This window comes from Klebsiella sp. HMSC09D12, assembly GCF_001808475.1.
Classification (GTDB): Bacteria; Pseudomonadota; Gammaproteobacteria; order Enterobacterales; family Enterobacteriaceae; genus Klebsiella; species Klebsiella oxytoca.
In genome coordinates this window covers 126,441-149,997 of sequence record NZ_KV793429.1, presented here as the reverse complement: position 1 = coordinate 149,997, position 23,557 = coordinate 126,441, and the positions used below count along the sequence as shown (strand labels likewise).

General features: G+C 57.7%; 24 protein-coding genes and 1 tRNA gene. 11 read left to right on the top strand and 14 right to left on the bottom strand.

Going from position 1 to position 23,557, the window contains the following annotated elements; genetic code table 11:
* The first annotated feature begins 13 nt into the window (after window positions 1-13).
* Window positions 14-1,393 (top strand): family 4 glycosyl hydrolase, encoded by a 1,380-nt coding sequence (locus HMPREF3178_RS06870; RefSeq protein ID WP_017145225.1) that lies wholly within the window; start codon window positions 14-16, stop codon window positions 1,391-1,393.
* 96 nt (window positions 1,394-1,489) lie between these two features.
* Here HMPREF3178_RS06870 and HMPREF3178_RS06865 read toward each other — a convergent pair whose 3' ends face one another.
* From HMPREF3178_RS06865 to HMPREF3178_RS06855, 3 genes are all read right to left on the bottom strand, one after another.
* Window positions 1,490-2,221 (bottom strand): MurR/RpiR family transcriptional regulator, encoded by a 732-nt coding sequence (locus HMPREF3178_RS06865; RefSeq protein WP_017145224.1) that lies wholly within the window; start codon window positions 2,219-2,221, stop codon window positions 1,490-1,492.
* A 286-nt stretch (window positions 2,222-2,507) separates the two neighbouring features.
* Complete coding sequence (yicI, locus tag HMPREF3178_RS06860; protein ID WP_017145223.1) at window positions 2,508-4,826, bottom strand: alpha-xylosidase; 2,319 nt, start codon at window positions 4,824-4,826, stop codon at window positions 2,508-2,510.
* A 13-nt stretch (window positions 4,827-4,839) separates the two neighbouring features.
* Window positions 4,840-6,234, bottom strand: a complete 1,395-nt coding sequence (locus tag HMPREF3178_RS06855) for a glycoside-pentoside-hexuronide family transporter (RefSeq protein ID WP_004106990.1) — start codon at window positions 6,232-6,234, stop codon at window positions 4,840-4,842.
* Between the two features lie 290 nt (window positions 6,235-6,524).
* Between HMPREF3178_RS06855 and HMPREF3178_RS06850 the strand changes: the two genes are divergently transcribed.
* Window positions 6,525-6,619, top strand: a tRNA-Sec gene (locus HMPREF3178_RS06850).
* Window positions 6,620-6,657: 38 nt separating this feature from the next.
* On the opposite strand, the gene HMPREF3178_RS32015 is transcribed toward HMPREF3178_RS06850, so the two are convergent.
* The 3 genes from HMPREF3178_RS32015 to HMPREF3178_RS06840 all read right to left on the bottom strand — a co-directional run bounded on the left by HMPREF3178_RS32015 (window position 6,658) and on the right by HMPREF3178_RS06840 (window position 8,089).
* Complete coding sequence (locus tag HMPREF3178_RS32015; protein WP_017145222.1) at window positions 6,658-6,780, bottom strand: hypothetical protein; 123 nt, start codon at window positions 6,778-6,780, stop codon at window positions 6,658-6,660.
* 278 nt (window positions 6,781-7,058) lie between these two features.
* The gene (locus HMPREF3178_RS06845) at window positions 7,059-7,634 is read right to left on the bottom strand and encodes a PIN domain-containing protein (protein WP_017145221.1); all 576 of its coding nucleotides are present in this window, start codon (window positions 7,632-7,634) and stop codon (window positions 7,059-7,061) included.
* Window positions 7,634-8,089, bottom strand: coding sequence for a helix-turn-helix domain-containing protein (locus tag HMPREF3178_RS06840; RefSeq protein WP_004106993.1), 456 nt, complete (start codon window positions 8,087-8,089; stop codon window positions 7,634-7,636). The genes HMPREF3178_RS06845 and HMPREF3178_RS06840 overlap by 1 nt, the downstream gene beginning before the upstream one ends.
* A gap of 200 nt (window positions 8,090-8,289) precedes the next feature.
* Between HMPREF3178_RS06840 and HMPREF3178_RS06835 the strand changes: the two genes are divergently transcribed.
* From HMPREF3178_RS06835 to HMPREF3178_RS06820, 4 genes are all read left to right on the top strand, one after another.
* Window positions 8,290-8,757, top strand: coding sequence for a DUF3237 domain-containing protein (locus HMPREF3178_RS06835; RefSeq protein ID WP_017145219.1), 468 nt, complete (start codon window positions 8,290-8,292; stop codon window positions 8,755-8,757).
* A gap of 112 nt (window positions 8,758-8,869) precedes the next feature.
* Complete coding sequence (locus HMPREF3178_RS06830; RefSeq protein WP_017145218.1) at window positions 8,870-9,877, top strand: zinc-binding alcohol dehydrogenase family protein; 1,008 nt, start codon at window positions 8,870-8,872, stop codon at window positions 9,875-9,877.
* A 1-nt stretch (window position 9,878) separates the two neighbouring features.
* Entirely contained in the window at window positions 9,879-10,181 is a 303-nt protein-coding gene (locus tag HMPREF3178_RS06825; protein WP_017145217.1) for a putative quinol monooxygenase, read from the top strand.
* 159 nt (window positions 10,182-10,340) lie between these two features.
* Window positions 10,341-11,390, top strand: a complete 1,050-nt coding sequence (locus HMPREF3178_RS06820; RefSeq protein ID WP_004107002.1) for an NAD(P)-dependent alcohol dehydrogenase — start codon at window positions 10,341-10,343, stop codon at window positions 11,388-11,390.
* Here HMPREF3178_RS06820 and HMPREF3178_RS06815 read toward each other — a convergent pair.
* Both HMPREF3178_RS06815 and HMPREF3178_RS06810 read right to left on the bottom strand, forming a co-directional pair.
* Window positions 11,387-12,340, bottom strand: coding sequence for a GlxA family transcriptional regulator (locus HMPREF3178_RS06815; protein ID WP_017145216.1), 954 nt, complete (start codon window positions 12,338-12,340; stop codon window positions 11,387-11,389). The two genes, HMPREF3178_RS06820 and HMPREF3178_RS06815, sit on opposite strands and share 4 nt — an antisense overlap.
* 14 nt (window positions 12,341-12,354) lie before the next feature.
* The gene (locus HMPREF3178_RS06810; protein WP_017145215.1) at window positions 12,355-13,134 is read right to left on the bottom strand and encodes an MBL fold metallo-hydrolase; all 780 of its coding nucleotides are present in this window, start codon (window positions 13,132-13,134) and stop codon (window positions 12,355-12,357) included.
* A 169-nt stretch (window positions 13,135-13,303) separates the two neighbouring features.
* On the opposite strand from HMPREF3178_RS06810, the gene HMPREF3178_RS06805 reads away from it, so the two are divergent.
* On the top strand, window positions 13,304-13,858 hold the full coding sequence (locus HMPREF3178_RS06805; protein ID WP_004116525.1) for an NUDIX hydrolase: 555 nt from the start codon (window positions 13,304-13,306) through the stop codon (window positions 13,856-13,858).
* On the opposite strand, the gene HMPREF3178_RS06800 is transcribed toward HMPREF3178_RS06805, so the two are convergent.
* The 4 genes from HMPREF3178_RS06800 to HMPREF3178_RS06785 form a co-directional block, all read right to left on the bottom strand.
* Window positions 13,850-14,710 carry a DMT family transporter gene (locus HMPREF3178_RS06800; protein WP_004116528.1) on the bottom strand — a complete coding sequence of 287 codons (861 nt, stop codon included), beginning with the start codon at window positions 14,708-14,710 and terminating at the stop codon, window positions 13,850-13,852. The two genes, HMPREF3178_RS06805 and HMPREF3178_RS06800, sit on opposite strands and share 9 nt — an antisense overlap.
* Before the next feature lie 24 nt (window positions 14,711-14,734).
* Window positions 14,735-15,544, bottom strand: coding sequence for a lipoprotein NlpA (gene nlpA, locus HMPREF3178_RS06795; protein WP_017145214.1), 810 nt, complete (start codon window positions 15,542-15,544; stop codon window positions 14,735-14,737).
* Window positions 15,545-15,798: 254 nt separating this feature from the next.
* Window positions 15,799-16,269: a nuclear transport factor 2 family protein gene (locus HMPREF3178_RS06790; RefSeq protein ID WP_004107014.1), complete on the bottom strand. Its 471-nt coding sequence runs from the start codon at window positions 16,267-16,269 to the stop codon at window positions 15,799-15,801.
* A complete protein-coding gene (locus HMPREF3178_RS06785; protein ID WP_017145213.1) occupies window positions 16,269-16,895 on the bottom strand; it encodes a pyridoxamine 5'-phosphate oxidase family protein in 627 nt (208 codons plus the stop codon). The genes HMPREF3178_RS06790 and HMPREF3178_RS06785 overlap by 1 nt, the downstream gene beginning before the upstream one ends.
* A 102-nt stretch (window positions 16,896-16,997) precedes the next feature.
* On the opposite strand from HMPREF3178_RS06785, the gene HMPREF3178_RS06780 reads away from it, so the two are divergent.
* Window positions 16,998-17,912 carry a LysR family transcriptional regulator gene (locus HMPREF3178_RS06780; protein ID WP_017145212.1) on the top strand — a complete coding sequence of 305 codons (915 nt, stop codon included), beginning with the start codon at window positions 16,998-17,000 and terminating at the stop codon, window positions 17,910-17,912.
* Here the strand turns inward: HMPREF3178_RS06780 and HMPREF3178_RS06775 are convergent.
* A complete protein-coding gene (locus tag HMPREF3178_RS06775) occupies window positions 17,909-19,405 on the bottom strand; it encodes an MDR family MFS transporter (RefSeq protein ID WP_004107020.1) in 1,497 nt (498 codons plus the stop codon). The two genes, HMPREF3178_RS06780 and HMPREF3178_RS06775, sit on opposite strands and share 4 nt — an antisense overlap.
* A gap of 80 nt (window positions 19,406-19,485) precedes the next feature.
* Here HMPREF3178_RS06775 and HMPREF3178_RS06770 point away from each other — a divergent pair, with 80 nt between their 5' ends.
* Window positions 19,486-20,133 carry a TetR/AcrR family transcriptional regulator gene (locus tag HMPREF3178_RS06770; protein WP_004116543.1) on the top strand — a complete coding sequence of 216 codons (648 nt, stop codon included), beginning with the start codon at window positions 19,486-19,488 and terminating at the stop codon, window positions 20,131-20,133.
* Window positions 20,134-20,312: 179 nt separating this feature from the next.
* Here the strand turns inward: HMPREF3178_RS06770 and HMPREF3178_RS06765 are convergent, their stop codons facing one another.
* The gene (locus HMPREF3178_RS06765) at window positions 20,313-20,729 is read right to left on the bottom strand and encodes a GNAT family N-acetyltransferase (protein WP_004116547.1); all 417 of its coding nucleotides are present in this window, start codon (window positions 20,727-20,729) and stop codon (window positions 20,313-20,315) included.
* A gap of 452 nt (window positions 20,730-21,181) precedes the next feature.
* On the opposite strand from HMPREF3178_RS06765, the gene HMPREF3178_RS06760 reads away from it, so the two are divergent.
* Together HMPREF3178_RS06760 and HMPREF3178_RS31605 are read left to right on the top strand one after the other, a co-directional pair.
* Window positions 21,182-22,306, top strand: a complete 1,125-nt coding sequence (locus tag HMPREF3178_RS06760; protein WP_004107028.1) for an efflux RND transporter periplasmic adaptor subunit — start codon at window positions 21,182-21,184, stop codon at window positions 22,304-22,306.
* A partial coding sequence (locus tag HMPREF3178_RS31605; RefSeq protein WP_049128752.1) for an efflux RND transporter permease subunit occupies window positions 22,306-23,557 on the top strand: 1,252 nt, incomplete at its 3' end. The genes HMPREF3178_RS06760 and HMPREF3178_RS31605, both read left to right, overlap by 1 nt.

Genomic DNA, 23,557 nt, shown 5'->3' with positions numbered 1-23,557 from the left:
TTAGGAGTTGTTTATGAAATTAACCGTATTAGGCGGGGGCGGCGTTCGCTCTGCGTTCCTGGCAAAATCTCTGGCATATAACGCGCACCGCATTGGTTTAACGGAAGTTGTATTTCTCGACAGCTCCGCTGAGAATCTGGCAATTTTTGGCGAAATCGCCCGCTATGTGTTTAATACGATTCGCCCGGATATTCACTTCAGCGTAACCAGCGACCCGGTGCCGGCACTCAAAAATAGCCACTATGTCATCACCACCCTGCGGGTAGGCGGCGATGAGAGTCGCATTCGCGACGAGCGTATCGCCCTGCAGCACAACACCCTGGGCCAGGAGACCACCGGCGCTGGCGGTTTCGCCATGGCGATGCGTTCCATTCCGGCGATTCTTCACTACTGCCGCCTGATTGAAGAGCACGCCGCCGAAGACGCTATTCTTTTTAACTTCACCAACCCGTCAGGGCTGGTCACCGAGGCGATTATCAAATCCGGCTTTAAGCGCCGGGTGTACGGCATCTGCGACGCGCCGTCGGAGCTGATTCGCGAGCTGCCGGCAATCCTCGGCTGCGACGAGCGCGATCTCGGCGTTGAGTGCTACGGGTTGAACCACTTCTCCTGGTTTACCCACTTCACCGTAAGCGGCGAGGATGTCACCGAGCGCCTGATTACCAGTCCTGAGCTGTATCGTAAGACGGCGATGCAGTATTTTTCGCCGGAGCTGGTTCAGCTATGCGATAAGCAACTGCTTAATGAATATCTTTACTACTACTACTATCGAGAAGTGGCTTTAAAAGCGATTCAGAACGCAGCGGAAACCCGCGGCGAGCAGATTGCCCGTATCAATCACGATATGCGCGAAGAGCTGCGGACCGTGGATGTGAAAGCCAACCCGGAAGCGGCGTTTACCATCTGGATGAAGCACTATCTGCGCCGGGAAAATAGCTATATGCAGAACGAGTCGCAGCAGGAAAAATTCCATACCCGCGAGCCGTTAACCTTAAAGCAGTTTATCGAGGAGCCGGATACCGGCGGCTACGCAGGGGTGGCGCTGGATATTCTGGAGGCGGTCAACAGCACCACCACCAAGCGTATTGTGGTGTCGATGCCCAACAACGGCACGCTGGACTTCCTGCGCCCGGACGACGTGATTGAAATCAGCTGCGATCTCAGTAAAGAGGGCCTGAAGCCGGTGACGCCGAAGCATGTGCCGACAGCGCAGAAAAACATGATCGCCAGCGTAAAGGAGTATGAGCGGCTGGCGGTGGCGGCGATTCTGCAGCGGGATAAGTCACTGGCGGTACGGGCGCTGATGGCGCATCCGCTGGTCGGCTCTTATTCGCTGGCAAAAGCGCTTGTTGAAGCTTATCTCGATGATAAGCAGTTCGCCGACTGGCAATAATCCCACCCTCGCGCCACCGCACTCCTCCCGGTGGCGCTGCGCTGACCGGGCTACGGTTTGACCACCGTCTGCGGGGCGGTAGCCCGACCAGGCGCCTCAGGCGCCGCCTCCGGGGCTCCCCGTGTGTGTAAACCACATCTTCAGCAGCCGCTCAAACCCGAGTATGCAGTAGCCAAAAAACGGGTTGCTCCAGTAAATATCATCATCGAATTTCTGCGGGTCGTGAATAATAAACGCCGTATCCGCCGCCTGCGCCAGCGGGCTTTGATAATCCCCGGTGAAGCAGACCAGATTAATCTTCTTCCCTTCCAGCGCCTTCACCCAGTTCAGCGCCGAACTGCTGCGCCCGGATTTGGAAATAATCCAGATCGAATCAAATTTGGCGGCGTTCTTCTGCTCAAGAATTTCGTAATCCGGCCACAGCGCCAGGCTGGCGTTTACCCCGGTCACCAAAAATTTATTGTAAATATACTGGGCGATCAGCTGCGAAAAGCCGCTGCCGTGAATCAAAATGCGATGATGTTGCAGGCTTTCCAGTAGAGGAGTTATCCGCTCTATCGGCTGAATGCTCATGTAGTCGATATCGTTGGTGACATCGAGTTTCGGCATGGTGATATTGAATTTAATAAAATAGACCAGCTCCAGCCAGCCGCTGAATTTCAGTTTCTTCGCCAGCCGCACTAGCGAGGAAGGGTTGCTATAACAGTGTTCCGCGACGGCGCGGATGCCCTCGCGTACGCATTGCTCAGGGTCATTCTGAATAAAACGCAGCACGGTCATTTCGGTTTTGCTTAGCTTAACGTCACGAAAGATGTTTTCTAAATCCATTCCGGGCTCCTCTCAGCGGTAAACTACGCTATCACCTGACGGCGCGAGTGTCTGTGGGCTGAATCACCAGAATGAAATGAACGTTACTTTTTCAGAAGAAATGGAATAAAAAAACCCTCTCCGCAAACGAAGAGGGCATAGCCTGTAGCCCCGGTAAGCGTCGCGCCACCGGGGAGGATAACCTGAAGCTACATTGCGCCTGTATCCCGGAGGCGGCGCCTGTCGCGCCTTGTCCGGGCTACGGGTCCGCAGATGGCTGTGAACCCGTGCTTCAGGAAGCAAAAACTTACAGCGTGATGGTCAACGCATTGCCCTGCGCGGTCACCACCACGCCCAGCTCACTGCCTGCCTGAACACCGCCCTGCACGCTCGCTACCTGCTGGATATTGCGCAGGCACAGCGTCCAGCCGCTGGCCTCGCCGTCACCGCTGACGGTAATGACATTGCCCTGGCGTTTCGCCTTCAGGGTAAAGACCACCGACCCGTCCGCTGCCGGCACCTGGCTGACCGCTTCGCGCCCATCTTCGAGATTAAACAGCTGGAAGGCGGTGCCTTCATTCCACGCGTAGTCCGGTTTCTGGTCATTGTTGCCCAACGCCAGCAGGGTGTTGTCACGCACGTACACCGGTAGGCTCAGCACATCATGATTCTGCTTATGCCAGCGGCTGCCCTGCGCTTCATCGTTGTGCCACAGATGGGTCCAGCGGCCTTCCGGCAGCCAGAACTGGACGTCGCCCGTTTCGCTAAACACCGGCGCCACCAGCACCGAATCCCCCAGCATGTACTGCCGGTCCAGATAGTCGCAGGCCGGGTCGTGCGGGAACTCCAGCATCATCGAACGCAGCATCGGCGTACCGAACTCGTTGGCCAGCGCCGCCTGACGGTACAGATACGGCATCATGCGGCATTTCAGCTGCGTGAAGTGGCGCACCACGTCGCAGGACTCGTCATCGTAGGCCCATGGCACACGATAGGATTTGCTGCCGTGCAGACGGCTGTGGCTCGACAGCAGGCCGAAGGCGCACCAGCGCTTGTAGACGTGGGCGGGCGCGGTGTTTTCGAAGCCGCCGATATCGTGGCTCCAGAACCCAAAACCGGACATGCCGATCGACAGGCCGCCGCGCAGGCTTTCCGCCATCGATTCATAGTTGGCGTAGCAGTCGCCGCCCCAGTGCACCGGGAACTGTTGCGCGCCCACCGAGGCGGAACGAGCGAACAGCACCGCTTCTTTCTCGCCAACGGTCTCTTTCAGCACGTTCCACACCAGCTCGTTATAGATGAAGGCGTAGTGGTTGTGCATTTTCTGCGGATCGGAACCATCAAACCACTGCACGTCGGTCGGAATACGCTCGCCGAAGTCGGTTTTGAAGCAGTCTACGCCCATCGCCACCAGGCCTTTCAGCTTGTCGGCATACCACTGGCAGGCTTGCGGATTGGTGAAGTCATAAATCGCCAGGCCCGGCTGCCATTTATCCCACTGCCACAATGAACCATCCGGACGTTTCAACAGATAGCCTTTCTCCTGGAGCTCTTTAAACACCGGTGAACGCTGGCCGATATACGGGTTGATCCACACGCAGACCTTCAGTCCTTTCTCTTTCAGGCGTTTAATCATCCCTTCCGGGTCAGGGAAGGTCACCGGATCCCACTCAAAATCGCACCACTGGAAGGCTTTCATCCAGAAACAGTCGAAATGGAACACGTGCAACGGCAGGTTGCGCTCTGCCATACCGTCAATAAAGCTGTTAACCGTCGCTTCATCGTAGTTGGTGGTAAACGAGGTGGTCAGCCACAGGCCGAAGGACCAGGCTGGCGGCAGCGCTGGACGCCCGGTAAACCGGGTATAGCGGTTCAGCACCTCTTTCGGAGTCGGGCCGTCGATGACGAAGTACTCCAGGTATTCCCCTTCGACGCTGAACTGCACCTTCGAGACTTTTTCGGAGCCGATTTCGAAAGAGACGCGCTCAGGATGATTCACCAGCACGCCGTAGCCGCGGTTAGTCAGGTAGAACGGGATATTTTTATACGACTGTTCGGTACTGGTGCCGCCGTCTTCGTTCCAGGTTTCGACCGTCTGGCCGTTACGCACCAGCGCGGTAAAGCGCTCGCCGAGGCCATAAACGGTGTCGCCGACGCCGAGATCCAGACGCTCGAACATATAGTTGCGATTTGTTTTGGTATCCTGCACGTAGCCGTCATTTTTCAGCTGGCTACCGGTAATACGCACGCCGTCGCGCAGAAAATCCAGCGACCAGAAATCGCCTTTCATGACGCGTGCGGTCAAATTGCCGCTTTTCAGCTCGGCATATTCAGCGCCATTATTAATCTCCACGTTCACGTCTTTCAGCACGTTCAGCGGGTAATGCGGGCCGTTGTTCAACGCGCCCTGGAAGTGCTCCATGCGTACGCCAATCACCCCTTCCTGTGGGGAGAAGAAGCGCACGGTAAAGAGCGGAACGTCCAGCTGGGCGGCGCGTTCGCGAACTTCGCGAGACGCCACATAGACGACCATCTCGTTACCTTGCTGCTCAACCTCATAGACCTGCACGGGTTGGATCAGATTGAGCCCTGGTTGAATAAGCCAGTTTCCATCACTGATTTTCATGAATAGCTTCCTCTTAGTTTTGCAATTCTTTGCCTGTCGGCGCTGAAGTGAAGTCGTGTTCGTTGCGGCGCGCGCCCTGAGCCAGTTCCGCCATCATCTTTTTCAGGAACGGCGTTTTCAGGGTGTAGTAGCGTTTCGCGATAACCGCGCTCAGCAGGTAGCAGACCGCCGGAGCAAGGGTGAACAATGAGATGATGATGGTGATAGTGGCGCTGTTCTGGGTTTTGGCCGCGGCATCGTAACCGCCGCCCGCCAGCATCCAGCCAATCAGCGCGCCGCCCAGCGCCAGGCCCAGCTTGAGCACGAACAGGGTGCCCGCAAAGCTGATGCCGGTCAGGCGTTTGCCGTTACACCATTCGCCGTAGTCGACGGTGTCGGACATCATCACCCACTGAATCGGCGTCACCAGCTGATGCAGCACGCCAATTACGAAGATAAAGGCGAACATGGTGATTTCGGCGTCCATCGGCACGAAGAACATCGCCACGCTCAGCGCCGCCAGCAGAGCATTGGTCCACCAGAAAACGCTGACTTTGCATTTCCAGTCGGTAAGCGGCTTCGCCAGCGCCGAGCCAATCAGGTTGCCGACGCAGTAGGTGGTGAGGAAGGCGGTGAACAGACCCGCGGATCCCATAATCCAGGTGGTGTAGTACATCATCGCGCCGCCGCGAACGCAGACCGCGAGAATATTGAGAATGGTCAGCAGGCCAACCACTCGCCACTGATCGTTGCGCCAGATATCGCGCAGGTCTTCCCGCATCGAGGTAGAGCTCGGCGGCGCTTCGACGCGCTCTTTGGTAGTGAAGAAGCAAAACGCCAGCATCAGGAACGCGATCACCGAGAGCACAGCGATGCCGCCCTGGAAACCAAACGCTTTATCTTCGCCGCCGATAAAATTCACCAACGGCATCATCAGGACGGTGGAGAGCATACCGCCCGCCGTCGCCAGCACAAAGCGCCAGGACTGCAGTGAGATGCGCTGCGTCGGATTGTCGGTAATGACTCCGCCCAGCGCGCAGTAAGGGATGTTGACCACGGTGTAGAGCAGGGTCAGCAGCGTGTAGGTTACCGCGGCGTATATCAGCTTGCCGTTATGACTCAGGTCCGGCGAGCTGTAGGCCAGTACGCACACGAGACCGAACGGAATCGCTCCAAACAGTATCCACGGGCGGAATTTTCCCCAGCGGCTGCGGGTACGGTCGGCCAGCAGCCCCATGCAAGGGTCGGATATCGCGTCCAGCGCGCGGGCCAGCAGGAACATGGTACCGACATAGCCGGCAGGGATACCAAAGATATCGGTATAGAAAAACATCATATACAACATGACGTTATCGAAAATGATGTGGCTAGCGGCATCGCCCATGCCATAGCCAATCTTCTCTTTGACGGACAAAATATGATCTTTCATCGCACACTCTTCTCTCAGCGCTACCGCGGGTTGGTACCGGTTACATGCTTTGTAAACCATCCGTGCTGTAAGATGAATTGCGATATCTCATAATCAAATTACGTTTCTTGTTTTATGTGATCCCGGTAGCCTGAAAGAGTGTGTAAAAGTGTAAGCCACGGATTTTGCAAGGGAATGTTTCAGAAGGTTCTGTAAAGTCCAGTTTTCGCAGTAAAAAAGTGCCTTGGGGGATGTGGTTAATGCAGGAAAGTAGCTATAATGCGCCCGCCTCCATGTAGCAATCGAGGCGCGGAAGATCGTCATCTCCGGTGAGGTGGCTGGACTTCAAATCCAGTTGGGGCCGCCAGCGGTCCCGGGCAGGTTCAACTCCTGTGATCTTCCGCCAGTTCAATCATTTTTATCCATGTGAACTTATCCAGAAAATCAGCCTTTCGGTTCAATGCCTTTCGCTTTTAGCACGCTTCTCGCCAGTTCTTTAAACCAGCTCGCGAGACTCACCCCCTCTTCCGCCGCCACGGCATCCAGTTGTTCCTTTAAAAGCGTCAACAACACGCTTCATCTCGTCTGACGGCCGGACATGTTCACCTTCTGGATAGCCGCTCCCAAATGACGCCGGGTTAATCGCCCGTCTAATGAAATTTATGCTCTTCTGACATGCTATGCGAACCAAAGTAGGTTAATCCGGAGGTTATATGGCAAATGAACACTTAACGTCGTCCCTCATAGATAACTTAAATGTAAACATGCCCCCTGCAAAACAGGTTTAAGACTCACCAGACGGCTGAGTTGTTTGGTTATCTCGAACAACTCAAGCTTGTAGTCGTTTAAATAGCATACTGATAATGCGCTAATTCCTTTACCGTCATCGGTAAACCCTGCTTTAGCAGCATTTCAAGAAATTCATCGACCGCCATAGATGGATGTTTTAGAGACAGTCGCTGCCGCCTGACGGCTTCAAGCGTCAGAGCATGATTAAGATCGAAGAGATCGGAAATAAACGCATCAGGGTGAAGCGTTTCTATTTCATATGGACCCAGAAGTTCTGGCGGAAAGTCCTTATGGTTAAGCGTTACAATAATTTCAGCTTTCGCTCTTATCGCTGCGGCAAGAACATGTCTGTCGTTGGGATCCGGCAGATGCAGATTACTTATTAATCCCTTATATCCCGTAACATTGGCATCTGGTAAGGCGGAATTCATCATTTTGACAGTACGCTGAAGCGTCTCTGGCAGAATGTCAGGCCGATTAGCAATCAAGTTTCTGCACCATTCATCCTGAATGCAGCGGCTCCATTTTGGTTGATACAGCCCGGCAATCCCCAGGTGCATCAGCAAATCTCTGAGTCGTGCCGGATATAACACACAGGCATCTAAAATCACCGGATAAGGTGAATGTCGCATTAATACATCCCTAAGTCCTGCGCCTGATCGGCCAATGATTGCATCGCGTCCAGGCTCTCCTGTTCCCTGCGTTTCTTATACTCCATAAGATCGGCAAACAACACTCTGCGATGACGCCCCGTTTTATGAAATGGGAGCTTCCTCGCTTCCAGGAGCTTAACCATATGCGGACGAGAGACATTGAGTATATTTGCCGCCTCCTGGGTTGTGAGTTCCGCATGTACGGGAACGATTTGTACCGCATTTCCGCTAGCCAACTCCCCCAATATCTCCATCAGCAATGTCAGCGCACTTGTAGGTAGCTCTATGGTATGAGCTTTATCATCCTCTCCTACAATGGCAATACGCTGTGTTTCCAGCCTGGTGGAAAGATACGCCGCAAGCTCACGCTGTCCGCGCTGCGCAAGTTCGCTCTCCTGGCGATCGGGAAGGTTGAGATGAGTCAGTGTAGTCATATGATTGTCTCCTGTGAGTCATACAGGCGAGTATATTCGAAATATTCGAAACCCTCAATATTCGAAATAAACGAAAATAAGCCTGCCGATTTCAGATCCCATCTCCCCAGCCAATCATTTCCATCCAATGTTTGCGTTATTCCCTTCACCTTTAAATCCTTACACTAACGGGATAACGTGGCTTAAAAAGGAGACCAATGATGACACCCGAACTCAAACACAGCTTCTCTATCACCATTCAGGTCGACAAACCGGTCATCATTTCCCGCAGCCCGCAGAGCGGGAAACGTCAGCTGATCCCTATCCTCAGCGGAATCGTACGCGGTGAGCTCAACGGCCACGTCTTACCCGGCGGCGTCGACAGCCAGATCATCGAGCCTGACGGCACCTGCCGCCTCTCCGCGCGCTATGCCTTACACGTGGAAGGAGGCACGGTATATATTGAAAACAATGGCATTCGACGCCTACCCGAAGAGTATAAAGAACGTCTTTTTGGCGACGATATGCGCTTTTTTAGCGATATTCCGCCGGAAGCGATCTATTTTCGCACCGTACCGACTTTCGAAGTGGACGCGCCGGCGCTGCGCTGGCTCACCACCTCGCTGTTTATCTGTTCCGGCGGGCGCTCCCAGGACGGCGTAACGCTCGATTTTTATCGCGTCCGCTGATTTTCACTTTTTCAATATAACTGTTATCGCCGCCGGGCCATTTTTCCCCCACGTGCCGCGGTCTATCCTCAATACATTCAAACGATGAACCTCATTCAAAACCGGAGAGTGTATGAAAGCGATCGCCATTACTCGCGCAGCGACCGAAGGCAGCAACATTCCTTTTTTAACCGACATCGAGCTGCCGCAGCCGGTTGCCGAGGGGCATGATCTGCTGGTTGAAGTGAAGGCCATTTCCGTCAACCCGGTGGATACCAAAGTCCGCGCCGGCTTTAACGCCGATACCCCGCGCGTGCTGGGCTGGGACGCGGTTGGCGTAGTTAAAGCCGTCGGCAACGCGGTAACCCTGTTCGCCGCGGGCGATGAAGTGTGGTACGCCGGCGCGCTGGGCCGTCCGGGCAGCAACAGCGAGTTTCAGTTAGTGGACGAACGCATCGTCGCCCGCAAACCGCGTTCGTTGGATAACGCCGCCGCCGCCGCGCTGCCGCTCACCGCCATCACCGCATGGGAGCTGCTGTTCCACCGCCTTGGCGTAGAGGAAGGCGGCAACGCGGGCGACACGCTGCTGATCGTCGGCGCGGCGGGCGGCGTCGGTTCGATACTGACCCAGCTCGCCAGCAAGCTCACCGGTATGACGGTTATCGGCACCGCCTCGCGTCCGGAAAGCCAGAAATGGGTACGGGAAGCGGGCGCGCATCATGTTATCGATCACAGCAAACCGCTTGCTGAAGAGCTGGCGCGGATTGGCGTCAAAGCGGTAACCCACGTCGCCAGCCTGACCAATACCGACCAGCACTATCCGCAGCTGATCGCCGCTCTCGCACCGCAGGGCAAGCTGGCGCTAATCGACGATCCGCAAACCCTCGACGTGGTGCCGCTGAAGGCGAAAAGCATCTCCCTGCACTGGGAATTTATGTTTACCCGCTCGATGTTCGAAACGCCGGACATGATCGCCCAGCATCAGCTGCTGACCCGCGTGGCGGCGCTGATTGACGACAACACCATTAAGACCACCCTCGGCGAGCACTACGGTGCCATCACCGCCGCCAATCTGCAAAAAGCGCACGCGCAGCTGGAAACCGGGCGCTCGGTGGGCAAAATCGTGCTGGAGGGTTTTTAAGATGAGCGGCGAGGCGATTTCATTTATCGCGGTGCTGACGGCGAAACCGTGCCACAACGACGCGCTGCGCCAGGCCCTGCGGGCGCTCCTGTTGCCCACGCGTCAGGAGCCGTGCAATCTTGATTACGCCCTGTTTCAGCTGCGCGATGCGCCGGATACGTTCTATATGCGCGAATCCTGGCGCAATCAGGAGGCACTGGACGCGCATATCGCCCTGCCGCACTTCCAGGCTTTTATTGCGCAGATGGATAACCTGCTTGCCGGGCCGCTGCGGCTGGATTATCTGATGCCCGTCGCGCCCTGATATTTTCTGCACTCCATTTGCGGGGGTGAGCCTATCTTTAACCCTTTGAGCTCTCCCCCACCCATCGCGCCTCAACCAGGCTACGCTTGATCCTGCCGCTCAAAAAACGCTCTCCCCCCTCCGTTTTATTCAACGCCATTATGTAGAAGAGGTTTTGCTATGCAGATCAACGCTATTGGAACGAATTCGGCCAGCCAGCCGTTGGGGTCTATGGCCATCACCCGCCGCGAGCCGGGGCCGGACGATGTGCAGATCGCCATTGATTATTGCGGCGTCTGCCACTCGGATGTGCACCAGGCGCGCTCCGAGTGGGCAGGGACGCTCTATCCCTGCGTGCCGGGTCATGAAATCGTCGGCCGGGTGACCGCCGTGGGCAGCCGCGTCTCCGGTCACGCCGTTGGCGATTTGGTGGGCGTCGGCTGTATGGTCGATAGCTGTAAAGAGTGCGAGGAGTGCCGGGACGGGCTGGAAAACTACTGCGATCATATGGTGCTCACCTATAACGGCCCAACGCAGGATGCGCCCGGCCACACGCTCGGTGGTTACTCCCAGCAGATCGTTGTTCATCAGCGCTACGTGCTGCGCATATCCCATCCCAAAGAACAGCTGGCCGCCGTCGCGCCGCTGCTGTGCGCGGGTATCACGACCTACTCGCCGCTTCGCCACTGGAACGTTGGGCCGGGCAAAAAAGTCGGCATCGTGGGCATCGGCGGGCTGGGGCATATGGGCATCAAGCTGGCCCACGCCATGGGGGCCCACGTGGTGGCCTTTACTACCTCGGAATCCAAGCGTGACGCGGCGCGAGAGCTGGGCGCGGACGAAGTGGTGGTCTCGCGCAACGAAAACGAAATGGCCGCCCATCTGAAAAGCTTCGACTTTATACTTAACACCGTGGCGGCGCCGCATAACCTCGATGCCTTCACCACGCTGCTCAAACGCGACGGCACCATGACGCTGGTGGGCGCGCCCGCCACGCCGCATCCCTCGCCGGAAGTGTTTAATCTGATCTTCCGCCGCCGGTCAATTGCCGGATCGATGATCGGCGGCATCCCGGAAACTCAGGAGATGCTCGATTTCTGCGCCGAGCACGGCATCGTCGCCGATATTGAGCTGATTCGCGGCGACCAGATTAACGAGGCCTGGGAGCGGATGATTAAAGGCGACGTGAAATACCGTTTCGTCATCGACAGCGCCACGCTCGGCGGCTAAGCCCCGCGACGAAAGGTGCGCCGCCACTCCACCGGGCTGACGCCAAAGCGCGCTTTAAACTGCTGACGCCAGGTTACGGCGGAGCGATAGCCCACTTCCTCCGCCACCTGCCCGACGGGTAAATCCCCGGCCTCCAGCAGGATCTGGCTGCGCCGCAGGCGCTCGGCGGCCAGCCAGTCGGCAATGCCCATACCGGTCGCTTTGGCGAAATGGCGGGTCAGGGTACGGCGGCTCATCGCCGCCACCTGCGCCAGCGAATCGAGATTATGCGATTCGCGGATATGCTGCTGAAGATACTCAAGCAGGCCGTTTATCCGCGCGTCGCGGGTGTTTTTCGGTACCGGCTGAGCGATAAACTGCGCCTGTCCTCCCTCCCGGTGCGGCGGGACGATCATCCGCCGGGCGATCTGATTGGCGGCAAGGCTGCCGAAGCGCTGGCGAATGAGATACAGGCAGCAGTCGAGCGCCGCCGCGGTGCCCGCCGAGGTGATGATCCCCTCATCGTCAACGTACAGCGCGTTGATATCCAGCCGCACCTGCGGAAACAGGCGCTGAAAATCCTGCTCGAACTCCCAGTGGGTTGCCGCGCGCCTGCCATCCAGCAGCCCGGCGTAGCCGAGCACAAACGCCCCGAGACACAGGCCGACGATCTGCGCGCCGTTGTTACGCGCGCTAACCAGGCCGTCAAGCAGCGGCTGCGGTGGGCGCTGATTCACCGCCCCCCAGTAAGGCACCACCACAATATCCGCCTGCTCCAGAGTGGAAAAATCGCCGCTGGCGTTCAGCGCAAAGCCGTCGCGAGCGTTCAGCAGCCCGGGGTGTTCGGCGCAAATATGCAGGTTAAAGCGTTTGGTTTCCGAGACCGTATCGCCAAACAGCATACAGGGCACCGAGTAGTGAAACGGACTAAACCCGTCCACCGCCACAATCGCCACTTCCGTCAGTTTCATCGCCCGCTCCGCTTCTAAAAGATCATACTTTCCCCATCCTGCGGGATGCTGACCGCCCCGGCAATCTGATTGTCAGCCACGTACTGGCGCAGCTCATCGCGGCTCAGCAGACAGTGGTTCACCGCTTCCATATGGCTGGCGACGATTTTGGCTTCCGGTAGGGTGAAGTGCGCCTTCAGCACATCCTCTTTGCCCATGATGATCGGCCCAAAACCGATGACGTGCGCATACCCGGCATTCAGCACCACCACCTCAGGGCGCAGCCTGAGCATGTCGGCTTCCACTTCATCGCGCCAGATAGAGTCCCCCACCAGCCACAGGGTTTTCTCCTGCGGATGGCGCAGCACCACGCCGCAGGCTTCGCCCAGGCGCTCGGCCATTGCCGGCACCGCATAGGTGCGGTCGCTGCCGTGCTGGCCCGAGGTGGTTTTTACCAGCGCAACGTCAGCAAACGCGCTGTCCTCAGAGAGCAGACGAATATCGCGAAAGCCCTGCCCGCGCAGTAGCTGTCCGTCGGCCTCATGCTGGACGTAAACCGGCAGGGTTTTGGGGATCGCGGCGATCGCCGCTTCGTCCCAGTGATCCTGATGGGTGTGGGTAACAATCACGGCATCCACGTCAACGATCGCTTCGATGGAAAAAGGCAGGTCCACCAGCGGGTTACGCAACTCGCTGCGCGCGGTACCGGCAAAGCCCGCCCAGGCGTCTTTGGCAGAAAGCATCGGGTCAATGAGAAACTTTTTACCCGCATAATCAATAAGCTGGGTGGCATTACGCACATGGGTGATTTTCATGATGTTCATTCCTCTTCGCGGTCATCTGCTGAACATCGTACGTCCCACAAGCCTGGCGCAATATGGGCGTTTGGGCAATGAACGATGAAATCGGGCCAATCTGCGACGGTTGCCATCGCCGCCCGGCTATGGTGTGCTGAAGGCTCATTTTTCAGAAACAGTGGCGACGATGAAGAAGAAACTCACCTCCGACGACCTGCATGATGCCGAAGTTCTGGCGCATTGTCCGTGGTTCAGTATGCGCAAGGTTGGGATTGATATGGCGCCCGGCGATCGGCGGGATTTTTACTCTATTCACTACCCGCACCCGGCGGTAGGGATTGTGGCGATGCAGGATGACAAAGTGCTGCTGATTCGCCACTACCGTTACCTGATCGATCGGGTGGTATGGGCAATTCCTTCCGGCGGCGTCGATGAAGGCGAAGACCCGCGCGAGGCGGCCCTGCGGGAGCTGCGAGAAGAGACCGGCTGGCAGGCGCAGCACGCTGAAGAAATTATCCGCTATAACCCCTCCTACGGCAGCAGCGATCAGCTGTTTATTACCTGGCTGGCCCGCGATTTGGCCTGGGTGGGAATGGATGAAGATCAGGACGAAGTGATGGAAACGGGCTGGTTTACCCTCGAAGAGATAGGCCAGATGATCGCCCGCGGCGATATGCCGGACGGGCTATCGCTGGTGCCGCTGCTGCATCTGATGGCGCAGCGGCGTACCGGTTTAGCGTAGCGGCTTCAGCATTCGCCAGCGGAACCATAGCTGAGCGACGAGGATCAGCAGGCCGCCGATAATTTTCTGCAGCGGTAGCTGTTCGCCGTACCACAGCGCCGCGGCAATCACCGTCAGCAGCGGCTCTAGCACCATAATAATCGCCGCGCTGGCGACCGCCGCGTACTTCTGCCCCTTCATTTGCAGGCCGAAGCGCAGGCTGGTGGCGATAACGATACTGGCGAGCAGCCAGCCGAAGGTCGGCAGCGTAAACGGCTGATCCCAGCTTTCAACGGCGGCGGAGACCCCCAGTCCAACAATCCCGGTAATGCCGAGCTGCACGGTGGTCAGCGGGATTAGCGGCACCTCGCGGGCGCTTTTGCTGGTGTAGCAAAACCAGATCGACTGCACCAGCGCGGTCAGCAGAAACCAACCCTGGCTGGGGTGAAACGCAATCGGCATATGCAGGCTGAGCAAGCCGAGACCGACAACCGCTATCGGCAGGCACTCCCAGTAGGCCCGCGCCGGCCTCGCCTTCATCATCACCCAGGCGGTAAGCGGCACGAACAGCATCGACAGGCTCATGATAAACGCCCCTTCGCCCAGCGACGGGGTCGTCGATACCGAGTAGATCCACAGGCACAGGTTTAAGGCAAACCACAGACCGCTGATTATGATGCGCGGCCAGTGCTCCCTGCCGACGCGAAAGCCGCGGCAGAAAGGCAGCAGCAGCAGCGCGGCGAAGAAAAAGCGCAGACCGAGGAAAGCGAAAACCGGCATACCGGCAATCGCTTCCCGGGAAAAAATCCATCCGCAGGCGGCGATAACCGTCGCGGCTATGAGCAGCAAATCAGCCTGGCGTTGCCGGGTCATCGCCACGTCTCCTTGTGTGAGTGATTACCAGCCGGGCACCGCGCCGCCGTTAAAGATTGTCTCTGCCGCTTTCGCCACTTCCGGCGACTGGTAGGAGTGGATAAACGCTTTGACGTTTTCCGCGTCTTTGTTGTCTTCGCGGGTCACGATGATGTTCACATAGGGCGAGTTTTTATCTTCAATAAAGATACCGTCGCGCACCGGGGAAAGGCCCGTTTGCTGCAGGTAGGTGGTGCTGATGATCGCTACGTCGACCTTCGGGTCGTCGATAACGCGCGGCAGTTGCGCCCCTTCCAGCTCCATAATTTTCAGGTTATGCGGGTTGTCGGTGATATCGACCGCCGTCGGCAGCAGGCCGGTGCCCGCTTTGAGGGTAATCAGCTTTTCCTGCTGGAGCAGAAGCAGCGCGCGCCCCAGGTTGGTCGGGTCGTTCGGTATGGCAATCGTCGCGCCGTCTTTCAGCTCGGTGACGGATTTAATTTTGCGCGAGTAGCCCGCCATCGGGAAGACGAAGGTGTTGCCTACCGCTACCAGGTGATAGTTGTGGGCTTTATTATCCTGTTCGAGGAACGGGCGATGCTGGAAGACGTTGGCGTCCAGATCGCCAGCGTTGGTGGACTCATTGGGCAGCAGCGAGCCGCTAAAACCCACCAGCTCAACGTCGAGGCCATATTTCTCTTTGGCCACTTTCTTCGCCACTTCCGCCACATCCTGTTCCGCGCCGTTAATCACGCCGACTTTAATGTGTTTCGCATCGCTGCCCTTCTGGTCGCAGCCCGCCAGCAGCAGGCCCGCCAGCACCACGGCGGCGGCTGTCCGTAAACGCAATTTCATTGTTATCACCCCGTCAGTCCATAGAAGATCGTTATTTTTTTTCGTCTGAAACTATAACGACTTTGTGGGGAGGTTTTAAACGCAAAAACCGCAACCGGAAATAAAATCATCTTCCCCTTTCTCCCGGGGGCGGCGTGATGCGCCTGCCCGGGCTACGGATTCACCGCCGGCTGCGATCGAGTAGCCCGGACAGGTGCGCAGCGCCGCCTCCGGGGATCTCTTTAACGGTGAGGCTCGTTCCGCAGAATAGCGCCTTACAGCCCCAGCTCACTCAGCCCCGGGTGATCGTCCGGACGACGGCCCTGGGGCCAGTGAAACAGACGCTCGCTTTCGGTTATCGGCAGATCGTTGATGCAGGCGTAGCGCGTCTGCATCAGGCCGTGCCGATCAAACTCCCAGTTTTCGTTGCCGTATGAACGAAACCAGTTGCCGCTGTCGTCGTGCCACTCATAGGCAAAGCGTACCGCAATACGATTATCGTTCCACGCCCACAGCTCCTTAATCAGCCGGTACTCCTGCTCTTTACGCCATTTGCGCTGCAGGAAGTCGATAATCTGCGTTCTGCCGTGAACAAATTCGCTGCGGTTACGCCATTCGCTATCGACGGTATAGGCCAGCGCGACCTTAGCGGCATCGCGGCTGTTCCAGCCATCTTCAGCGGCTCGGACTTTTTGCGCGGCGCTCTCGCGGGTGAACGGCGGCAGAGGCGGACGTTGTTCGGTCATCATGAATCTCCTGTATGAATACGCTGCTGCAGACGCTGATTTTCCTGCTCCAGCTCGTCAATACGCTGTTGCAGCGTCTGGCTATACTCCGCCACCTGTCGGGCGGTGTAGCGCGGGGTAATATGCTGCGGGCAGTTCCAGTCAAAAGCCTGTAAGCGGAAACGATAAATGCGCTCAATCCGGGCCCGATAGTTCTCCGGGGCCACCCGCGCCAGCAGCTGCGGGTCGGCATCCACCGCCACAACCTCTACGGTGGCGTAGATTTTCAGCCTGGCACGCCGCGGGTAATCCATCAAAAACAGACAGGCTCGATTGCTGCCGCGCAGGTTGCCGGTGGTGATGTACTGGCGATTACCGGAAAAATCCGCCATCGCCAGGGTGGTTTCATCCAGCAGATGCACAAAGCCCACCGGACCGCCGCGATGTTGAACATAGGGCCAGCCGGTTTGCGAAAGGGTGGCCAGATAGAAGCTGTCGCGGGTGACAATCATCGCCTCCTCGCTGGCGCCGAAGCGCTCACCCCGGCGCTGGCGATGCGGCGCCTGCCACAGCTCATCGCTGCCCATTTCATGCTGGACATCCATTACGTCCGGCGTCATGGCGATATCAAGAAATTCTGCTGGCATAGATCCTCCCGATGCGTTGCGGCGTAACTCATCATGGACTGTGCTGGCAGAAAAGATAATAGTGGGAATATGACAATCATCTTTCCGTAAAACGGGATAATTATGGACCGACTTAGCGCGATGGCGCTGCTGGTAAAAGTGACCGAACTCGGCAGTATGTCGGCGGCTGCGCGGGCGCTGAATATGTCCCTGACTACCGTCAGTCGCCAGATTGGCGAACTGGAAAATACCCTCGGCGTACGCCTGATGATCCGCACTACGCGCAAGCTGACGCTGACCGATGCCGGCGTCGATTATGTCGCCGCCGCGCGGCGCATTCTGGAAGAGGTAGAGCGCGCCGAGCGCCAGGCGACGGGTGAATATCAGGAGCCAAAAGGCGAACTGGTTCTCTCAGCCCCAACCATGTTTGGGCGCCTGCATGTTTTACCGATAGTCGCCCGTTTTCTCGCTCGTTACCCGCAGATTCGCGTCCGTTTGCTGCTCAGCGACCGCAATGCCGACCTGGTGGGCGACCATATTGACTTAGCGGTACGTATCGGCCCGCTACCGGACAGCGGGATGGTGGCCACCCGGCTGGGCGAGATGCGCATCGTGACCTGCGCCCACCCGGCATTGTTGGAAAAATACGGCATACCACAACGCCCGCGCGAGCTGGCCGCGCTACCGATCATTGGTATTGAATCACCGATGCCTTACCGCGGCTGGCGCTTTCACGCCGAAGAGGCGGAGGACCGGCTGGTGGTGCTGCAGCCGGTGCTGTCACTGACCACGCCGGAGAGCGCCGCCGAGGCTGCCCGCCAGGGAGTCGGCGTGGCCCGACTGCTGCATTACCAGGCGATCGATGGCCTGGCCCGCGGCGAATTACGGATGATCCTGCAAGCGATGGAGCCGGAACCTGTGCCGGTGCACCTGCTGTACACCTCCCGGGATCTGGCTCCGCTCAAGCTGCGTAAATTTATCGATTTTGCCACACCGGCACTGCGCCAGGCGCTGTTACGTATTGCCGCCGCCGTCTAGCCTGCAGTGGTTTTTAACGGCGCTTCTTTCAGGAACCAGGAGAGCGCGAACGCTACCGCCATAATGCCGGCGGCCATCAGAAACGCCGCATGAATAGCGGACCCGAAGGCATCCAGGTAATCGAGGCGAATCTCCGCCGGAAGATTCTGCACCGCCGCCGGGTTCAGCGCCCTCGGCAGCTGCGCGCCTTCCGGCAGCAGGCGCTGGAGATTGCTTTGCAGCACATGCGTAAACACCGCTCCAAACAGCGCCACGCCGATGGAACCGCCAATCGATCGAAACAGCGTGACCCCGGAGGTCGCCACGCCGTACATCTGCGCGGGCATCGCGTTCTGCACCGCCAGCACCAGCACCTGCATCACCAGCCCCAGGCCCGCCCCCAGCACCCCGGTAAACAGGTACAACTGCCACATCGCGGAGTGAATAGTGATGCGCGTCAGCAGCACCATGCCGATGACCCCCAGCAGAGTACCGATAATCGGAAAAAGGCGATACTTGCCGGTGCGGCTGATAATGCGCCCGCTGATGATTGACGTCAGCAGCAGGCCACCCATCAGCGGAATTAACTGCAGGCCCGCCTCGGTCGGCGTCGCCTCTTTGACCACCTGTAAATAGAGCGGCAGAAAGGTCACCGAACCAAACAGCGCCATGCCGATAACAAAGCCAATCAGGCTGCACAGCAAAAAGCTGCGGTTGCGGAACAAGGAGAGCGGAATAATCGGCTCGCTGGCCAGCCGCTCTTCATGAATAAAGCCAACGATCCCGACCAGACCAAACGCCAGGATGCACCACAGCTGCGGGTCGCTCCACGCGCGGACGCTGCCGCCCTCGGAGGTAAACAGGATGATGCACAGCAGCGCCATGCTGAGATAGATCGCTCCCAGCCAGTCGATCTGATGCTGGCTGCGTTTGTTGCTGCTGTGAAAAACCGCACCGATCACCAGCAGCGCAAACAGCCCCAGCGGCAGGTTGATATAAAAAATCCACCGCCAGGAGGCGTGCTGCACCAGGAAGCCGCCAATTAACGGCCCGATGACCGTCGCCAGGCCAAAGACGCCGCCAAACAGTCCCTGATAGCGGCCGCGTCTGGCGGGAGGGATAACGTCAGCCACCGCCGCCATACTGATCACCATCAGGCCGCCGCCGCCCAGCCCCTGCAGGCCGCGCATCAGCACCAGTTGGGTCATATTTTGCGCCAGCCCGCAAAGAACGGAACCGGCAAGAAACAGTACAATCGCCACCTGCAGGACGATTTTGCGCCCGAACAGATCGCCAAATTTGCCATACAGCGGCACCGCGATGGTCGAACTCAGGATATAGGCAGTGACCACCCAGGAAAGCTTATCCAGCCCGCCAAGTTCACCGACGATGGTCGGCAGCGCGGTGGAGACGATGGTCTGATCCAGCGCCGAGAGCAGCATCACCAGCAGCAGGGCGCTGAAGAGCAGGCGGATCGAGGGTACCGCCGGTTGGGTGGCGACTTCAGATGTCATAACATCACTCGCTTGAAATTAATTAAATGCATAATTAATATTTAGGGAAATGATGAATCTGGTCAAGGGATCGCCACAAGATGTCAGCACAAAAAGACAACGAAGCACCGCGTCGTCCCGGTCGTCCGCGCGGGCAAAAATCCGGCTCCGCCAACCGCGAACAGCTGATGGATATTGCCCTGGCGCTGTTTGCGCGCCACGGGATCGCCCGCATTTCGCTGAACGCCATTGCTAAAGAGGCGGGGGTGACGCCCGCGATGCTGCACTACTACTTCAGCTCGCGCGAAGCGCTGGTGGAAAAGCTGGTTGAGGAGCGCTTTATGCCGCTACGCAGCGAGATCGGACAGATTTTTGTCGCGCACGGCGACGATCCGGTCACCGCCTTTACGTTGCTCATTAAAACCCTGGCGACCATGGCGGAGAAAAACGCGTGGTTCGCGCCGCTGTGGATGCAGGAGATCATCGGCGAGATGCCGGTGCTGCGCCAGCATATGCACGCGCGTTTTGGCGATGAGAAGTATCATAAGATGCTGGAGACGGTGCGCCGCTGGCAGCGGGAGGGCAAGCTTAATCCGGCGCTCTCCCCGGAGCTGCTGTTTACCACCCTGATAAGCCTGGTGCTGGTGCCGTTCTCCCGCACCCACACCGATCCGCGGTTAAAATCGGTAGACCGGGAGATGATTGTCAGCCATGCCCTGGCGTTAACAGGCAATGGCATCGGCGGCTAATTCCCCCCGGCTCGCGCTGCGCTTAGCCGGGCTACAGGTTTATAACCGTCTGCGGTTGAGTAGCGCGGATAAGGCGCAGCCGCCATCCGGGGGATTTAACCCGATTCACAGCCGCCTGCAATTGGGTAGCCCGGACAGGCGCACAGCGCCGCCTCCGGGATGGTCTCCTGAAGCCAGATTTACAAGACTTTCGATAAATAATGGCGCTGCATACCCGCGTGCGGAAAATCCGGCAGCGACATCTGCAGCTGATAGCCCAGCTTCTGATAAAACGGCAGCGCCTGAAAGCTGAATGTATCCACCAGCATATGGCTGCAGCCACGCGACCGCGCCTGAGCTTCCGCTTCATACATCAGCTCGCTGCCCAGGCCGCTGCCGCGCGAAGCTTCGCTGACCCACAAATACTCAATGCACAGCCAGCTGCCTTTGCGTTTGGCAATCAACCCGCCGCGCATCGCGCCAGCTTCATCGCGTGAATAAACGCCCAGCTCGCCGAACTGAGCCGGGTCGAGAAAGCGCAAATTGTATTCCCGCAGGCCCGCCAGCAGCTCTTCTTGATCGGTAGGATTAATGTTCTCTGTTATTATTAATGCCATTGATTATCTCCATTTTTTATTTTTCACAGACCATTCACCACCCTACTTTCACAAAATATCCTTTTTTTCTCCATTATTTCCTGACTAAATTCCCTGCACTAAATTTTGTGTAAAAAATCTTCCCATCATTCGGTTCAGACGTATAATGGAAAAAATGAGAACGATCATTCTCATCATCTTAAACCATGGAGAAACCCGTGATAAATAGCCTGTAGCAGGCATGACTACTCGGTTCAGAGCCTGTAACCGCCGTCTGATGCCGTATTCGCCGCACAGGAAAATCTCGGAAAAACCGCGCAATCAATAGCGGTATTCACCGAGTTATTTACTGCAAACAGGAATATTTATTTCCCACTTTGTTATTTGTGCTTGCCCGGAGATGCATCATCGCCCGGCCCATCACCCCGCCAGTGAATTTGCGGGGCGGACGTCGTTCATCCTGAGAAAATATAATGAAATACACTATAGCCCCCATCGCAGCAGCATTATTTCTCCTTAGCGGGTGCGATAATGCGCAAACCTCCTCCCCGCAGCAGATGACGCCGGAAGTCGGCGTCGTCACTCTGCAGGGGCAACCTGTCCCGGTGGTAAGCAGCCTGACCGGACGCACCACCGCCTCGCTTAGCGCTGAAGTTCGCCCGCAGGTGGGCGGGATCGTGCAAAAACGCCTGTTTACCGAAGGCGATATGGTCAAAGCCGGACAGGCGCTGTACCAAATCGACCCGTCAAGCTATCGAGCAACGTTTAACGAAGCCGCCGCATCGCTGAAACAGGCCCAGGCGCTGGTGACCGCCGACTGTCAAAAAGCCCAGCGCTATGCGGTGCTGGTCAAAGATAACGGCGTCTCCCGTCAGGACGCCGATGACGCAATAGCGACCTGTAATCAGGATAAAGCCAGCGTCGAGTCGAAAAAAGCGGCGCTGGAAAGCGCGCGTATCAACCTGAACTGGACCACCGTGACCGCGCCGATTGCCGGGCGCATCGGGATCTCATCCGTCACGCCGGGGGCGCTGGTATCCGCCGATCAGGACACCGCGCTGGCGACGATCCGCGGCCTGGATACGATGTACGTCGATCTCACCCGATCCAGCGTCGATCTGCTGCGCCTGCGTAAGCAAAGCCTGGCGAGCAACAGCGATACGCTCAACGTGACCCTGACCCTTGAAGATGGCAGCACCTACAGCGAAAAAGGCCGCCTGGCGCTGACCGAAGTGGCGGTAGATGAATCGACCGGATCGGTCACGCTGCGCGCGGTCTTCCCCAATCCGCAGCATGTGCTACTGCCCGGTATGTTCGTTCGCGCCCGCATAGACGAAGGCATTATGAACGATGCGATCCTCGCCCCGCAGCAGGGCATTACCCGCGATGCCAAAGGCGATGCCACCGCGCTGGTGGTTGATGCTAATAACAAGGTTGAACAGCGCAGCGTGGAAACCGGCGAAACCTACGGCGACAAATGGCTGATCGTTAACGGTCTGAAGAGCGGCGACCGGCTGATTGTCGAAGGGACCGGCAAAGTGGCGCCGGGCCAGCAGGTCAAAGCCGCCGAAGTCAAAAATGACGGAGGCAACGCCTGATGTTTTCCCGCTTCTTTGTGCGACGCCCGGTCTTCGCCTGGGTTATCGCCATTCTGATTATGCTCGCCGGGATTCTGGCTATCCGCACCTTGCCTGTCGCCCAGTATCCTGACGTCGCGCCGCCGGCGATAAAAATCTCCGCCACCTACACCGGGGCCTCTGCGGAAACCCTGGAAAACAGCGTCACCCAGGTGATTGAGCAGCAGCTCACCGGACTGGATAACCTGCTCTACTTTACATCCACCAGCAGCTCCGACGGCTCGGTCAGCATTACCGTCACGTTCGAGCAGGGTACCGATCCGGATACCGCCCAGGTTCAGGTGCAGAACAAAGTGCAGCAGGCGGAATCCCGTCTGCCGAGCGAAGTTCAGCAGTCTGGCGTAACGGTGGAGAAATCGCAGAGCAGCTTCCTGCTGATCCTCGCGGTGTATGACAAAAACAACAAAGCCACCAGCTCCGATATCTCCGACTGGCTGGTCAGCAACATGCAGGATCCGATGGCGCGTATAGAAGGCGTCGGCAGTCTGCAGGTGTTCGGCGCCGAATACGCCATGCGCATCTGGATGGACCCGACCAAACTGGCCTCCTATTCGCTGATGCCATCCGATGTGCAATCGGCTATAGAGGCGCAGAACGTACAGGTGTCCGCCGGTAAAATCGGCGCGCTACCCGCCTCCAACGCGCAGCAGCTGACCGCCACGGTACGCGCTCAGTCGCGGCTGCAAACCGTCGCCCAGTTCAAAGAGATTATCGTCAAGAGCAAGAGCGACGGTTCGGTGGTGCGCCTGAGCGACGTCGCCCGCGTTGAAATGGGCAGCGAAGATTACACCGCTTCCGCCAATCTTAACGGCCATCCGGCTGCGGGGATCGCGGTAATGATGGCGCCGGGCGCTAACGCCCTGAATACCGCGACGCTGGTAAAAAACAAGATTGCCGAGTTCCAGCGCCAGATGCCGCAGGGCTACGATATCGCTTACCCGAAAGACAGCACCGAGTTCATCAAAATCTCGGTGGAGGATGTGATTCAGACGCTATTCGAGGCGATAATCCTCGTGGTCTGCGTGATGTATCTGTTCCTGCAAAACTTCCGCGCCACGCTGATCCCAGCGGTGGCGGTCCCGGTCGTACTGCTGGGCACCTTTGGCGTGCTGGCGCTGTTCGGCTACTCGATCAACACCCTGACGCTATTTGCGATGGTACTGGCGATAGGCCTGCTGGTGGATGACGCCATCGTGGTGGTGGAAAACGTCG

Excerpts from the sequence above, each read along its gene's own strand:
- HMPREF3178_RS06870 (WP_017145225.1), top strand. The coding sequence starts at position 14 with ATGAAATTAACCGTATTAGGCGGGGGCGGCGTTCGCTCTGCGTTCCTG.
- HMPREF3178_RS06865 (WP_017145224.1), bottom strand. The coding sequence starts at position 2,221 with ATGGATTTAGAAAACATCTTTCGTGACGTTAAGCTAAGCAAAACCGAA.
- yicI (WP_017145223.1), bottom strand. The coding sequence starts at position 4,826 with ATGAAAATCAGTGATGGAAACTGGCTTATTCAACCAGGGCTCAATCTG.
- HMPREF3178_RS06855 (WP_004106990.1), bottom strand. The coding sequence starts at position 6,234 with ATGAAAGATCATATTTTGTCCGTCAAAGAGAAGATTGGCTATGGCATG.
- HMPREF3178_RS06845 (WP_017145221.1), bottom strand. The coding sequence starts at position 7,634 with ATGCGACATTCACCTTATCCGGTGATTTTAGATGCCTGTGTGTTATAT.
- HMPREF3178_RS06840 (WP_004106993.1), bottom strand. The coding sequence starts at position 8,089 with ATGACTACACTGACTCATCTCAACCTTCCCGATCGCCAGGAGAGCGAA.
- HMPREF3178_RS06835 (WP_017145219.1), top strand. The coding sequence starts at position 8,290 with ATGACACCCGAACTCAAACACAGCTTCTCTATCACCATTCAGGTCGAC.
- HMPREF3178_RS06830 (WP_017145218.1), top strand. The coding sequence starts at position 8,870 with ATGAAAGCGATCGCCATTACTCGCGCAGCGACCGAAGGCAGCAACATT.
- HMPREF3178_RS06825 (WP_017145217.1), top strand. The coding sequence starts at position 9,879 with ATGAGCGGCGAGGCGATTTCATTTATCGCGGTGCTGACGGCGAAACCG.
- HMPREF3178_RS06820 (WP_004107002.1), top strand. The coding sequence starts at position 10,341 with ATGCAGATCAACGCTATTGGAACGAATTCGGCCAGCCAGCCGTTGGGG.
- HMPREF3178_RS06815 (WP_017145216.1), bottom strand. The coding sequence starts at position 12,340 with ATGAAACTGACGGAAGTGGCGATTGTGGCGGTGGACGGGTTTAGTCCG.
- HMPREF3178_RS06810 (WP_017145215.1), bottom strand. The coding sequence starts at position 13,134 with ATGAAAATCACCCATGTGCGTAATGCCACCCAGCTTATTGATTATGCG.
- HMPREF3178_RS06805 (WP_004116525.1), top strand. The coding sequence starts at position 13,304 with ATGAAGAAGAAACTCACCTCCGACGACCTGCATGATGCCGAAGTTCTG.
- HMPREF3178_RS06800 (WP_004116528.1), bottom strand. The coding sequence starts at position 14,710 with ATGACCCGGCAACGCCAGGCTGATTTGCTGCTCATAGCCGCGACGGTT.
- nlpA (WP_017145214.1), bottom strand. The coding sequence starts at position 15,544 with ATGAAATTGCGTTTACGGACAGCCGCCGCCGTGGTGCTGGCGGGCCTG.
- HMPREF3178_RS06790 (WP_004107014.1), bottom strand. The coding sequence starts at position 16,269 with ATGACCGAACAACGTCCGCCTCTGCCGCCGTTCACCCGCGAGAGCGCC.
- HMPREF3178_RS06785 (WP_017145213.1), bottom strand. The coding sequence starts at position 16,895 with ATGCCAGCAGAATTTCTTGATATCGCCATGACGCCGGACGTAATGGAT.
- HMPREF3178_RS06780 (WP_017145212.1), top strand. The coding sequence starts at position 16,998 with ATGGACCGACTTAGCGCGATGGCGCTGCTGGTAAAAGTGACCGAACTC.
- HMPREF3178_RS06775 (WP_004107020.1), bottom strand. The coding sequence starts at position 19,405 with ATGACATCTGAAGTCGCCACCCAACCGGCGGTACCCTCGATCCGCCTG.
- HMPREF3178_RS06770 (WP_004116543.1), top strand. The coding sequence starts at position 19,486 with ATGTCAGCACAAAAAGACAACGAAGCACCGCGTCGTCCCGGTCGTCCG.
- HMPREF3178_RS06765 (WP_004116547.1), bottom strand. The coding sequence starts at position 20,729 with ATGGCATTAATAATAACAGAGAACATTAATCCTACCGATCAAGAAGAG.
- HMPREF3178_RS06760 (WP_004107028.1), top strand. The coding sequence starts at position 21,182 with ATGAAATACACTATAGCCCCCATCGCAGCAGCATTATTTCTCCTTAGC.